Source organism: Propionivibrio sp. (assembly GCF_041441355.1).
Lineage (GTDB): Bacteria > Pseudomonadota > Gammaproteobacteria > Burkholderiales > Rhodocyclaceae > Propionivibrio.
In genome coordinates, this window is sequence record NZ_JASDTF010000019.1 from 310543 (window position 1) to 323542 (window position 13000).

Below are 13000 nucleotides of genomic sequence, written 5' to 3' on the forward strand. Positions count from 1 at the left end.
GCCAGACGGACAAACGTTATCCGTTTCCAGGTCCTCCGTGAGGGGCTCCGCTTTGCCGTGCCGCGCCCGGCCCGGCCTGACGCGCCTCCTGGTGTCACGCAGGGTTTTCGACGGCCTGCCGTTTCCCCGTCCTTCGCGTCTTTTGCCGCCTGCCGCCGATGGATACCTTCCTGCACCACGTCTCGCTTGCCGCGCCGCTTTTTTCGCTTGTCTTCGTCGGTTACGGTCTGATGCGCTTTTCCGGCTGGCCGGTGGCGATGTCCGACAGCCTCTCGCGTTTCGTCTTCTCGGTCGCCATGCCGGCGATGATGTTCCGCCTGATGAGCGACTTCTCCAAGCTGCCGCCGGTTGACGCGCGCCTGCTCATCGCCTTCTTCGGCGGCTGCCTGATCGTCTTCTTCATCGGCCGGCTGATCGCCTGGAAGGCCTTCGGCATGGACGGCACGGCGCAATCGGTGTTCGGGCTGGGCGGGGTGTTCTCGAACAACGTCATGCTCGGCCTGCCGCTCGCCAAGATGGCGCTCGGTGACGCGGCCGTGCCCTCGGTGGCGCTGGTTCTGATCTTCAACGCGCTGATCCTGTGGACGCTGGTCACCGTCTCCATCGAATGGGCCAAGCACGGCAGCCTCTCGGTCAAGGGCTTCGCCAAGACCGTGCGCGGCGTACTCACCAACCCCATCGTCGCCGGCATCCTGCTCGGTTCCCTGTTCGGGCTCACCCGCTGGCCGCTGCCGCAGGCGATCGACATCCCGCTCGGGATGATCTCGCAGGCCGCCGCGCCGATGGCGCTGATCGCCTTGGGGATGGGACTGGCCGAATACGGCATCCGCAGCGGCCTCAAGATCAGCCTCGCGATCTGCGCCGTCAAGCTCATCGTGCAACCGCTGGTGGTGTGGGGGCTGGCCGTCGCTTTGGGATTGCCGACGATGGAGACGCAGGTCATCGTCCTCCTGGCCTCGATCGCCATCGGCGCCAACGTCTACCTCATGTCGCGCCAGTTCAAGACCCTCGAAGGCCCTGTGGCCAGCAGCCTAGTGCTCTCCACCGGCCTCGCCGCGCTCACCACGCCGCTCTTGATGACGCTGGTGGGGGCGCGCTAAGCCTCTTGGGAGGCTTTGATTTTTAGCGCAGCATAAAAATCGAGAATTGAATCTACTGGAGGTAGTGAGGTCTTTCGCGACAGCTGCGTATAGTTGTTTATTGCTCTTCGGATGGAGTCTTCTGCTTCTCTCTCAGGATCGAAATGAACGTATTCGTCTCCGTGGCCTTGTTTGTGTTTGACCGAATTTCGCGCAGCGTTCAGCCGGTCGATAAACCATTTCGAGACTTCGATTTCTTCGCGCTGATTTTTTGGGGAGCAGAGGTGAACAAACAGAGATTTAAGCTCATCAGCAGATGATTTCTCTTGATATGTCGGCGATCTAAGGTAGACAGCAAAAATCTCTTCCGCTGCTCCTGAGAGATGTATTGCTGAGTAGTAGCCTTTCCCGGACAAGAAAGAGCAGATAGCCCAGTTCAGTAGCTCAGTGGCAACTTCACTTTTTGTCGTTGAGTTTGGTGCCACAGCGTGAGCATGATTATTGTCTGGATTGTATTCGGCTGTGTTCATCTCTGTTTTCTCGCTACCCGATCGCCCTCAAAAACTCGTTCCTAAGCTGCGCGTCGGCCTCGAACTCGCCGCTGAAGGCCTGGGTGACGACGCGTTCGTCGCCGCGCCGGTCTTCGCCGAGCAGGAGGCACAGCTGTTCGGCCTCGATCACGCAGGCGGCACCGCGCGCCTGGCCGTGGCGGAGCAGGGCTTCGGCGATGTCGCGGGTCATCCATTCCTGGTAGGTGAAGCGGTGGCCGATGGCGTCCACAAGACGGGCGATGCGGCCAAAGCCGTGCAGGCGGCCGCCGGGCAGGTAGGCGACGTGGGCGACGCCGCGGAAGGGTACCAAGTGGTGCGGGCAGACGCCGTGGATGGCGATGCCGCGCACCACGATCATGTCGCGGCGGGGGTCGGCGAAGCCGTCGCCGAGTGCGGTCGCCGGGTCGAGGTCGTAGCCGCCGAGCAGGCGGCGCTGCCAGAGTTCGCGCACGCGTTGCGTGGTGCGTCCCATGTGCGCGCTTTGGGTTTCGATGCCGCAGGCGTGGAGCAGGTCGCCAACCGCGCGCTCGAAGGCGACGGGGTCGAAGGGGCGGCGGCGCGGGATGCCGATCGCGTCTGGCGTGCGGGCGGCGTGGTCCTGGCCGCAATCGACGTGGTCATGGACGTCGTCCGGGGTAAAACGGTCGTCGGCGGGCATGGCGTCCTCGGCTGGGGCTGGGCTGCGGTTCATGATACACGCGGCGTCGGGGTGGAAGGGCGAACGAACGTTTGCTCGGCCGCGATGGATTTTTCTCGATGCGAAACACGACGCGGAAAGGCGAATGAGCGATAATAGCGCCCTTTCCATGGTCGGGTTCCGTCGCCTTTGCGTCGGCGGTCGTGGAGCAGGAATGGTGCGGAATGAAATGCCTTGACGATTTCCGACTCAAGTTCGGAAAGCAGGAACTGGTGCCGATCATGATCGGCGGTATGGGCGTCGATATCTCGACGGCGGATCTGGCGCTTGAAGCAGCGCGCCTGGGCGGCATCGGGCACATCTCCGATGCGATGGTGAACACGGTGGCGGACCGCCGCTTCAACGCCAAGTTCGTCAAGGAGAAGCTGCAGCAGTACAAGTTCAACGTCAGCAACCCGGACAAGTCGGTCGTCCAGTTCGACCTCGGCCAGCTCGCCGAGGCGACGCGCCTGCACGTCGGCAAGACCATGGAAGCCAAGCGCGGCGAAGGCATGATCTTCGTCAACTGCATGGAAAAGCTGACCATGAACGCGCCCAAGGAGACGCTGCGCGTGCGCCTGCGCACCGCGCTGGACTGCGGCATCGACGGCATCACGCTGGCCGCGGGCCTGCACCTCGGTTCCTTCGCGCTGATCGAGGATCACCCGCGTTTCCGCGACGCCAAGCTGGGGATCATCGTCTCCTCGCTGCGCGCGCTGCAGCTCTTCCTCAAGAAGAACGCGCGCCTCAATCGCCTGCCCGATTACATCGTCATTGAAGGCCCGCTGGCCGGCGGTCACCTCGGTTTCGGCATGGACTGGGCGCAATACGACCTGGCGACGATCGTCGCCGAAATTGCCGCCTACCTCAAGGCCGAGCAACTCGACATTCCGCTGATCCCGGCCGGTGGCATCTTCACCGGCAGCGACGCGACGGCCTTCCTCGAGAACGGCGCGGCGGCGGTGCAGGTGGCGACGCGCTTTACCGTGGCGCGCGAGTGCGGCCTGCCCGAGGACGTGCAGCAGGAGTACTTCAAGGCCAGCGAAAGCCAGATCGTGGTCAACCAGATCTCGCCCACCGGCTATCCGATGCGCATGCTGACGGGCAGCCCGGCGATCGGCGACGGCATCCGCCCGAACTGCGAAGCCTACGGCTACCTGCTCGATTCCGGCGGCAGCTGCTCGTACATCACCTCGTACAACCGCGAGGTCGAGGCGCACCCGGAACTCAAGCGCCCGAAGGTGATGGACAAGACCTGCCTGTGTACCCAGATGCGCAACTTCGACCTCTGGACCTGCGGCCACTACACCTATCGTCTGAAGGACACCTCGCGCGTGCTGGCCGACGGCAGCTATCTCATTCCCAGCGCCGAGCACATCTTCCGCGACTACCAGTTCAGCAAGGATAACCGGATCGCCTTGCCCGATCTGCCGGCCTGACCGAACCTCACATGCTCAGTTACCGTCACGGCTACCACGCCGGGAATCATGCCGACGTGCTCAAGCACATCGTGCTCATCCAGCTCGCCCGCTACATGGGGCAGAAGGACAAGCCCTTCACCTACGCCGATACGCATGCCGGCGGCGGCGTCTATGACCTCGAGTCGACCTTCGCCAGCAAGCTTGCCGAGTACCGCGAAGGTATCGGCCGGCTGTGGGAGCGGCGCGACGTTCCGCCGGCCGTGGCCGAGTACCTCGCCGAAGTGCGCGCGCTCAACCCGAGCGGGCGCCTGCTGCAGTACCCCGGATCGCCGTGGATTGCGGCGCGCGTGCTGCGCGAGCAGGACCGTCTGCGGCTCTTCGAGCTGCACAGCAAGGAATCGCGCCTGCTCGCCGAGTGCTTCAAGGAGGCCGGCAAGCGGGTGTCGGTCGAGCCCTGCGACGGTTTCGCCGGCCTCAAGGCAGTGCTGCCGCCGCCCTCGCGCCGCGGGTTGGTGTTGATCGATCCTTCGTACGAAGACAAACACGACTACGAGCGCGTGGTGCAAGGGGTCAAAGATGCGCTGACGCGCTTTGCCGGCGGCACCTACGCGGTCTGGTATCCGCAGCTCACCCGGCGCGAATCGATCGACCTGCCGCAACGCCTGAAGCGCCTGCCGGCCAAGGGCTGGGTCCATGTCGCGCTGCGCGTGCGGGAGCCTTCCAAGGACGGCTTCGGCATGCACGGCAGCGGCATGTTCGTGCTCAACCCGCCGTGGACGCTGCATGCCACCCTGGTCGAGACGATGCCCTGGCTTACCGGGGTCTTGGCACTCGACGCGGGCGCGGGCTTCACGCTCGAACAGCACGCGGCCTGAACGCGCCACTGGATGCGCCCTGCAGCCGGGCTGCACGGCGCATCCAGACGCGGTATTCAGCCGCCCATCCCGTCATTTTTTCCGGGCCTCGGTGTCGCGCCAGCCGGATCCGCCTTCGCGCGCGCCCGGCCTGTTCGGCGTCGGCGCTCCGGGAGGTTCAGTCTCCGCCCGTTTCAGCCGTCGAGTTCCGTGTACTTGCGGCTCGTGCCGTAGCTCTTCTCGATCGGGTATTTCTCGGCGTTCTTCCTGAGCTTATCCAGCGCCGCGGCTTCGAGGTCGATCCCCGCGCGGTCGGCGATGAGCAGCAGGTAAAGCAGCACGTCGGCGCATTCGTCGCGCAGCGCCTCCTGTTTGGCCGGGTCGGCGAGCAGCGCGTCCATCTCGGCGTCGCTCTTCCATTGCGTGAGCTCAAGGAGCTCGCCAGCCTCGAGGTTGAGCGAGACGATCAGGTTGCGCAGGGTGTGAAACTGCGCCCAGTCGCGTTCGTCGCGAAAACGCAGCAGGGCGCGGGTGAGGGCCTGGAGGTCCATGTTCAGGCGAAGAAGCGTTCTTGCGCCGCGGGCGGCAAGGTCATGCCGGTGGCGTGGGCGCGGGCGAGCAGCTCCCAGTAGTAGCGGTAGGAGGCGCGGTCGTGCAGGCGGCCTTCGTGGGCGATCGGCGCCCAGTCCTTGTCCTGCGCGGCGATGAGGATCGCGCTGGCCGTTTCCACCTCGGAAAAGTCGGGGCGCATGGCTTCGACGATGGGCACGATCTGGTTGGGGTGAATGCTCCACATGCGCAGATAGCCGAATTCGTTGCGTGCGCGCTCGGCGTCGTGGCGGATGACGGCAAGGTCTTTCAGTTCGGTGGTGACGTTGTGTGCCGGAACGACCCCGTTGGCCAGCGCCGCGGTGGCGATCTCGCACTTGGCGCGCACGACGAGCGGATGCTCGAACTGGCCCGGGCTCTTCATCGCCGCGCCGGGAATGGCGCCGTGGTGATCGGAGACGAAATCCATCAGTCCGAAGTCGAGCGACTCGACGCCGGGCAGGGCGGCGATGGCCCACACTTCGCGCAGTGCGCCGAGCGTCTCGATCAGCACATGCACCGGGATCGGCGTGGCGATGCCGGCGTGCGCTTCGGCCTCGCGCAGGGCTGCCAGCTGGATGCGGACGTCTTCCGCGCTGCGCGGCTTGGGCAGGGTGAGGAAGGGCAGGCGCGTGCCGGCGCGGCCGACCAGGATCTCGAGGTCTTGCCGCCAGTGCGGATGGGTGACGTCGTGGATGCGCGCGGCGAGGCGGCCGTGGCGGTTGTCTTCACTCATGATCAGCGCCGCGACCATCTCGGCGTGCTCGCGTTCGGCGCCGGCATGGGCGCCGTCCTCGCAGTCGCAGGTGATGTCGAAGATCGGCCCCAGCTCGTTCTGCAGTTGCAGGGCCTTGCGCATCAGTTTTTCGGAGCCGGCGTAGTGGTCGACGGCGGGGAGTACGGGGAAGGGCTTTTCGCCCGGAAACAGGACGTCGCTCGGGTGGCGCATGAGTCGTTCTCGTTGGAAACAGGATCAAGAGTCAGAGAATCAGACAGGATTGTAACCATCCCGGGCGGGGCTGTGCGTGCGCGTCGGGATTCGTCCGGGGCAGGCAAAAAAAGAGCCGCGCGGCGCGCGGCTCTTTGCTTGGGCGAAAGCCGGGTCAGAGCATGCTCTTGACGGCTTCGGCCTCGTCGGTGAGTTCCTTGAGCGTCTTGTTGATCTTCTCGCGCGAATACTCGTCGATCTCGAGCCCTTGGATGATCGTGTAGTCGCCACCCTTGCACTCGCAGGGGAAGCCGAAGACGATGCCGACCGGAATGCCGTACGAGCCGTCGCTCGGAACGCCCATGGTGACCCAGTCGTCCGAACCGTGGTACCAGTCGCGCATGTGGTCGATCGCGGCGTTGGCGGCCGAGGCGGCCGAGGACAGACCGCGGGCCTCGATGATCGCGGCGCCACGCTTGCCGACGGTGGGCAGGAAGACGTCGTTGTTCCAAACCGGATCGTTGATCAGCGCCTTGACGTTGTCGCCGTTCGAGGTGCAGAAGCGATAGTCGGCGTACATCGTCGGCGAGTGGTTGCCCCAGACGACGATCTTCTTGAGGCTGGCGACCGGGCGGCCGCTCTTGCTCGCCAGTTGCGAGGCAGCGCGGTTATGGTCGAGGCGCAGCATGCCGTGGTAGTTGCGCGGGTTGGTGCGGCCGACTTTTTTGGCCGCGGCGGCGGCGATCAGCGCGTTGGTGTTGCACGGGTTGCCGACCACCAGAACCTTGACGTTTTCCTTGGCGTTTTCGGCGATCGATTTGCCCTGCACGGTGAAGATCGCGCCGTTGGCGGCGAGCAGGTCCGAGCGCTCCATGCCGGGGCCGCGCGGGCGTGCGCCAACGAGCAGGCAAAGGTCAGCGTCCTTGAAGGCGACATCGGGGTTGTCGGTGGCGAAAACGCCGGCGAGCAGCGGGAAAGCGCAGTCGTCGAGCTCCATGATCACGCCCTGGCAGGCCTTCTGGGCTTGCGGCAGGTCGAGCAACTGGAGGATGACGGGCTGGTCCTTGCCCAGCATCTCGCCGGAGGCGATACGGAACAGCAGGCTGTAGCCGATTTGGCCCGCGGCGCCGGTAACGGCGACACGAACGGGTGCTTTGGACATGTGCGACTCCTTCGGAGGATAAAAAAAGAAAAGCGATCTTTTGAATCTGAATCTTATTGTCCGGTGCCTCGACGCCAGGGGCGCGTTGTCTGGAGCCGAGCGTGCTGTTACCCGAACCGATCATAAAAGCAATTTTCTGCCAGTGTCAATTGACATGCCATGATCAAGGCGAAAGCCGGGCGATTGGGCGCAAATGGCGCCACAGTGTGGCTTTCGGCGATGCTGTTGTGACTGCGTTGGGGCGTAGCGTTCTGCATTTTTTTTGCATATTAAACGATTCCCGCGCGGGTTGGTTTTCTTGTCATATATAAGACATCTATACCATAATACGGGTTCATTTCTTTGGGCTTTCAGGTCGCCATGAACCGCCTCGCCACCGAACAGTCGCCGACTTTCAGCCCGCTCTATCGCCAGATCCGGGCCCTGCTGACGCGCAACCTGGAAAGCGGCGAATGGCGCCCGGGTTCGATGATCCCCAGCGAGGCCGAGTTGGCGACGCGCTTCGGCGTCAGCCAGGGGACTGTGCGCAAGGCCATCGACGAAATGGCGGCCGAGAACCTGCTGGTGCGCCGGCAGGGCAAGGGCACCTTCGTCGCCTCGCACTCCGATCCGCGCTCGGTCTTCCGTTTTCTCAGCATCCGCGCCAACGCGGGCGAATTGCCGCCGCTCAAGAGCGTGCCCTTGGAGTGTTGGCGGGCGAAGGCGGGCAGCGACGTGGCGCGCGTCCTGGGGATCGAGGTCGGCGCTTCGGTCATCGTGGTACGGCGGCTGTTGCGTTTCGGCACGGCGCCGGCGGTGTTCGACGAGCTGTACCTGCCCGGCGAGTTGTTCGGCGAGCTGACGCTGGATGTGCTGAAGAACTCCAGCGTCTCGCTCTATAACCTCTTCGAGAGCCGTTTCGGGGTGCCCATGGTGCGGGCCGAAGAGCGTCTGAGCGCGGTGTCGGCCGACCGTCTGAGTGCCGAGCTGTTGCAGGTCAACGAGGGCAGTCCCTTGCTTCTCGTCGAGCGGGTGTCCTATACCTATGGCAACAAGCCCGTCGAATGGCGCAAGGGCGTGTGCGCGACCCACGATTTCCACTATTACAACCAGCTGGGCTGAGCGCACAGCCCCTGTTCGCAGGGCGTGCAGGCGCCAGCCGGGTTTGCTTTGAAAGGGAGTGTTGTTGATGGAGAAGAACGAGGAGTACAACCGGCTACGCTGGATCTGTAACCGCAGGTCATTAGCCGAGATGGATTATCTGCTTGGGAACTTTCTCGAAAGCCGATACCTAACCCTGAACGAAGAGCATGCTGCGGCCTTTCGTGCGCTGGCAGAGATGCAGGATCAGGATCTCTGGGCGCTGGTCACCGGGAAAAAAACCTGTGCCGACACGGCGCAGGCAGAAATCATCGAAATGCTGCGGAGCGTAAGAGTGAAGTAAGTCTGGGCTCCTAGCATCGGTGCGTTGAGCGGCGTGTTCTATTGATCAATCAACGGGAGAGCGCAATGACAACCGAACGTAAGGCCAGGCTGATCATCGACGGCGGCGAACCGATCGAATTCCCGATCCTCAGCCCGGTGCACGGCGACGACTGCATCGATATCCGGACGCTGGGCGCCAAGACCGGCTATTACACGTACGACTCGGGGTTCCTGTCGACGGCGTCGTGCCAGTCGAGGATCACCTTCATCGACGGCGACAAGGGCGAACTGCTGTATCGCGGTTATCCGATCGAGCAGCTCGCCGAGAAGTGCAGCTTCCTCGAGGTCGCGTACTTGCTGAAGAACGGCGAGCTGCCGGACGCGCAGCAGAAGGTCGACTTCGAGAACATCATCAAGCGGCACACCATGGTGCACGAGCAGATGGCCAAGTTCTACCAGGGCTTCCGCCGTGATGCGCATCCGATGGCGGTGATGGTCGGCGTGGTCGGCGCGCTCTCCGCGTTCTACAACGACGCACACGACTTCTCCGACGCCGAGCACCGCAGCATCAGTTTCAACCGCATCGTCGCCAAACTGCCGACGATCGTCGCGCTGGCCTACAAGTACTCGCACGGCGAGCCCTTCATGTACCCGCGCAACGACCTCTCCTACACCGCCAACTTCATGCACATGATGTTCGGCACGCCGTGCGAGGAGTACAAGCCGAACCCGGTGATCGTGCATGCGCTCGACACCATCTTTACCCTGCACGCTGATCACGAGCAGAACGCCTCGACCTCAACCGTCCGCCTTGCCGGTTCGTCCGGCGCCAATCCTTATGCCTGCATCTCGGCCGGCATCGGCTGTCTGTGGGGGCCGGCACACGGTGGCGCCAACGAGGCCTGCCTGAAGATGCTCGAGGAGATCGGCGATGTCTCGCGTGTGCCGCAGTACATCAAGCGCGCCAAGGACAAGAACGACAGCTTCAAGCTGATGGGCTTCGGCCACCGCGTGTACAAGAACTTCGACCCGCGCGCCAAGCTGATGCGCAAGGTCTGCGCCGACGTATTGCAGGAGCTGGGTCTCGAGAACGACCGCCTGTTCAAACTGGCGCTTGAACTCGAGCGTATCGCGCTGGAAGACGAGTACTTCATCGAGAAGAAGCTCTACCCGAACGTCGATTTTTACTCGGGCATCGTCCAGAAGGCGATCGGCATCCCCACCGAGATGTTCACCTGCATCTTCGCGCTGGCCCGGACGGTCGGCTGGATGGTGCAGTGGGAGGAGATGATTTCCGACCCCGAATACAAGATCGGTCGTCCGCGCCAGCTTTACGTCGGCACGCCCAAGCGCAGCGTACCGCCATTGGCGCAACGCTAAGCTCGATGAACGGCGGCGGCCTGGGGCGCCGCCGTTTTTTTGTCCGCATCCCAGGCCTTGAGCCTTCGCGCATGAACCTTCCGCAGCATTTCGGGAACAGGCACCTGTCATGATGAACCAACTCTTTTCCAACTCCCTGCTCTTCGGCGGTAACGCGCCTTTCGTCGAGGAGCTGTACGAGAACTACCTCAACGATCCGACCGCCGTCCCGCCCGAGTGGCGGGAATATTTCGACAAGCTGGCCCAATTGCCCGGCGCGGTGGCGCGCGACGTGCCGCACCTGCCGGTGGTCTCGGCGTTTGCCGAACAGGCGCGCCAGGGCGGCTACCGGGCGCTGGCGATGCAACCGGTCGACGACAAGAAACAGGTTGCCGTGCTGCAGCTCATCGACGCCTACCGCACGCTCGGCACGCGCTGGGCCAACCTCGATCCACTCAAGCGCCTGGGTCGGCCGCGCATCGTCGAACTCGAGCCCGGGTTTTACGGGCTCGGCGACACCGATGTGAACACCCATTTCAACGTCGGCTCCTTCCTCGCCGTGCCCGAGCGCGCGACCTTCGGCCAGATTCTCGATGCCGTGCGCGAGACCTATTGCGGCACGATCGGCATCGAGTACATGAACATCAACAACAGCGCCGAGAAGCGCTGGCTCGAAGCGCGCATCGAACCGATCCGCGCCAAAGGCAATTACACCTCGGCGCAGAAGCTGCGTTTCCTCGAGCGCCTGACCGCAGCCGAAACCCTTGAACGCTACCTGCACACCAAATACGTCGGGCAGAAGCGCTTCTCGCTCGAAGGCGGCGAGGCGCTGATCGTCGCGCTCGATGAACTGGTGCGCGTGGCCGGTGCTGGCGGCGTCGATGACATCGTCGTCGGGATGGCCCATCGCGGCCGGCTCAACGTGCTCGTCAATACGCTCGGCAAGACGCCCTCGATGCTCTTCGCCGAGTTCGAGGGCAAGAAATCGGAAGAGCTGACGGCCGGCGACGTGAAGTACCACATGGGCTTCTCTTCGACCGTCTCGACCCCGGGCGGCCCCTGCCAGCTGACCTTGGCGTTCAATCCTTCGCACCTGGAAATCGTCAATCCGGTGGTCGCCGGTTCGGTCTATTCGCGCCAGCATCGGCGCGGCGAAGGCAGCAAACAGAAGGTGCTGCCGGTCATCGTGCATGGCGACGCGGCGGTGGCCGGGCAGGGCGTGAACCAGGAAATGCTCAACTTCGCGCAGACGCGCGGTTACGGCACCGGCGGCACGGTGCATATCGTGGTGAACAACCAGATCGGCTTCACCACCTCCGATCCGCGCGACCTGCGCTCGTCGATCTATTGCACCGACATCTTCAAGATGATCGACGCGCCGATCCTGCATGTGAACGGCGACGATCCCGAAGCCGTGGCGCTGGCCATCCGGTTGGCGGTCGAATTCCGCCAGGAGTTCGCCAAAGATGTGGTCATCGACATCGTCTGCTTCCGAAAGCTCGGCCACAACGAGCAGGACGAGCCGATGGTCACCCAGCCGCTGATGTACAAGCGCGTTGCCGCGCATCCGGGCACGCGCCAGCTCTATGCCGACAAGCTGGTCGCCGAGGGCGTGCTGCCCGGCGATGGGCCCGAGGCGATGATCAGCAACTACCGCGAGCACCTCGATCGTGGCGAACTCCTCTACAACCCGGTGCTTGCCGGCTACACCAACCCGTTGATCATCGACTGGACGCCTTTCCTTTCCCAGCGCTACATCGACAACTGCGACACCACGGTGCCGCTCAAGGAACTGCGCCGCTTGTCCGAGCGGCTGACCCACGTGCCCGAGGGCTTCACCCTGCACAGCCGGGTGCGCAAGATCATCGACGACCGCCGTCTGATGGGGCAGGGCAGCCAGCCCGTCGATTGGGGCATGGCCGAGAATCTCGCTTACGCCTCGCTGCTCGTTTCCGGGCACGGGGTGCGCATCACCGGCGAGGACGTCGGGCGTAGCACCTTCTTCCACCGCCATGCCGTGCTGCACGACCAGAAGCGCGAGCGCTGGGACGAGGGCACCTACGTTCCGCTCGCCAATCTGCAGGAGAAGCAGGCCGGCTTCCAGTGCTTCGACTCGGTGCTTTCGGAAGAAGCCGTGCTGGCCTTCGAATACGGTTACGCGACCTCGAACCCCTTCGATCTGACGATCTGGGAAGCGCAATTCGGCGACTTCGCCAACGGTGCGCAGGTGGTCATCGACCAGTTCATCGCCTCGGGCGAAGCCAAGTGGGGCCGCGCCTGCGGGTTGACGCTGTTCCTGCCGCACGGCTACGAAGGCCAGGGGCCCGAGCACTCGTCGGCGCGCATCGAGCGCTTCATGCAGCTTTGCGCCGAGATGAACATGGAAGTCTGCCAGCCCTCGACGCCGGCCCAGGTCTTCCACATGCTGCGCCGGCAGGCGATCCGCAAGCAGCGCAAACCGCTGGTGGTGTTCACCCCCAAATCGCTGCTGCGCCACAAGGACGCCGTCTCCACCCTCGACGAGCTGGCCAAGGGGCAGTTCCAGCGCATCATCGGCGAAGTCGACCCGCTCGACGCCAAGAAGGTGACGCGCGTCATCTTCTGCTCCGGCAAGCTCTATTACGAGCTTGTTGCCGCGCGCCGTGAGCGCAACATCGGGCACATCGCCATCGCCCGTCTGGAACAGCTCTACCCCTTCCCGCAGGAGGCCTTCCAGGCCGAGATGGCGAAATACCCGAAGGCCACCGAAGTCGTCTGGTGTCAGGACGAGCCGCGCAACCAGGGCGCCTGGTACTGGATCGCCTCGCGCAACCACCTGTCGCGCTCGCTGACCAGCAAGCAGCAGATGCTGCTCGTCTCGCGCCCGGCTTCGCCGTCGCCGGCCGTCGGCTACCACAGCAAGCATGTGGCCCAGCAAAAATCGCTGATCGATTCCGCGCTGGGCGAAATCGGACCGTACAAACTCGCTTAACCCGGAG

The 13000-nt window shown here is 63.8% G+C and carries 12 protein-coding genes; 7 read left to right on the top strand and 5 right to left on the bottom strand.

Annotated elements, in window-relative coordinates; translation table 11 throughout:
• Positions 1–158 precede the first annotated feature (158 nt).
• Positions 159–1100 carry an AEC family transporter gene (locus QMB55_RS07905; protein WP_497588140.1) on the top strand — a complete coding sequence of 314 codons (942 nt, stop codon included), beginning with the start codon at positions 159–161 and terminating at the stop codon, positions 1098–1100.
• On the opposite strand, the gene QMB55_RS07910 is transcribed toward QMB55_RS07905, so the two are convergent.
• Positions 1097–1609 (bottom strand): hypothetical protein, encoded by a 513-nt coding sequence (locus QMB55_RS07910; RefSeq protein WP_497588141.1) that lies wholly within the window; start codon positions 1607–1609, stop codon positions 1097–1099. The two genes, QMB55_RS07905 and QMB55_RS07910, sit on opposite strands and share 4 nt — an antisense overlap.
• Positions 1610–1622: 13 nt before the next feature.
• Positions 1623–2288 (bottom strand): GTP cyclohydrolase I FolE, encoded by a 666-nt coding sequence (folE, locus tag QMB55_RS07915; protein ID WP_497588286.1) that lies wholly within the window; start codon positions 2286–2288, stop codon positions 1623–1625.
• A 203-nt stretch (positions 2289–2491) separates the two neighbouring features.
• Here folE and QMB55_RS07920 point away from each other — a divergent pair, with 203 nt between their 5' ends.
• Both QMB55_RS07920 and QMB55_RS07925 read left to right on the top strand, forming a co-directional pair.
• Positions 2492–3745 carry a nitronate monooxygenase gene (locus QMB55_RS07920; protein WP_497588142.1) on the top strand — a complete coding sequence of 418 codons (1254 nt, stop codon included), beginning with the start codon at positions 2492–2494 and terminating at the stop codon, positions 3743–3745.
• Between the two features lie 11 nt (positions 3746–3756).
• A complete protein-coding gene (locus QMB55_RS07925; RefSeq protein WP_497588143.1) occupies positions 3757–4602 on the top strand; it encodes a 23S rRNA (adenine(2030)-N(6))-methyltransferase RlmJ in 846 nt (281 codons plus the stop codon).
• Positions 4603–4775: 173 nt separating this feature from the next.
• Here QMB55_RS07925 and QMB55_RS07930 read toward each other — a convergent pair whose 3' ends face one another.
• From QMB55_RS07930 to QMB55_RS07940, 3 genes are all read right to left on the bottom strand, one after another.
• A complete protein-coding gene (locus QMB55_RS07930) occupies positions 4776–5132 on the bottom strand; it encodes a nucleotide pyrophosphohydrolase (RefSeq protein ID WP_497588144.1) in 357 nt (118 codons plus the stop codon).
• Positions 5133–5134: 2 nt separating this feature from the next.
• On the bottom strand, positions 5135–6118 hold the full coding sequence (locus QMB55_RS07935; protein WP_497588145.1) for an HpcH/HpaI aldolase/citrate lyase family protein: 984 nt from the start codon (positions 6116–6118) through the stop codon (positions 5135–5137).
• A 154-nt stretch (positions 6119–6272) separates the two neighbouring features.
• Positions 6273–7259 carry a malate dehydrogenase gene (locus QMB55_RS07940; RefSeq protein WP_497588146.1) on the bottom strand — a complete coding sequence of 329 codons (987 nt, stop codon included), beginning with the start codon at positions 7257–7259 and terminating at the stop codon, positions 6273–6275.
• Between the two features lie 360 nt (positions 7260–7619).
• On the opposite strand from QMB55_RS07940, the gene QMB55_RS07945 reads away from it, so the two are divergent.
• From QMB55_RS07945 to QMB55_RS07960, 4 genes are all read left to right on the top strand, one after another.
• Positions 7620–8360, top strand: a complete 741-nt coding sequence (locus QMB55_RS07945) for a GntR family transcriptional regulator (protein WP_497588147.1) — start codon at positions 7620–7622, stop codon at positions 8358–8360.
• Positions 8361–8427: 67 nt separating this feature from the next.
• The gene (locus tag QMB55_RS07950) at positions 8428–8682 is read left to right on the top strand and encodes an FAD assembly factor SdhE (protein WP_497588148.1); all 255 of its coding nucleotides are present in this window, start codon (positions 8428–8430) and stop codon (positions 8680–8682) included.
• Positions 8683–8747: 65 nt separating this feature from the next.
• Complete coding sequence (gltA, locus tag QMB55_RS07955) at positions 8748–10043, top strand: citrate synthase (protein WP_497588149.1); 1296 nt, start codon at positions 8748–8750, stop codon at positions 10041–10043.
• A 109-nt stretch (positions 10044–10152) separates the two neighbouring features.
• Positions 10153–12993, top strand: coding sequence for a 2-oxoglutarate dehydrogenase E1 component (locus tag QMB55_RS07960; RefSeq protein ID WP_497588150.1), 2841 nt, complete (start codon positions 10153–10155; stop codon positions 12991–12993).
• Positions 12994–13000 lie beyond the last annotated feature (7 nt).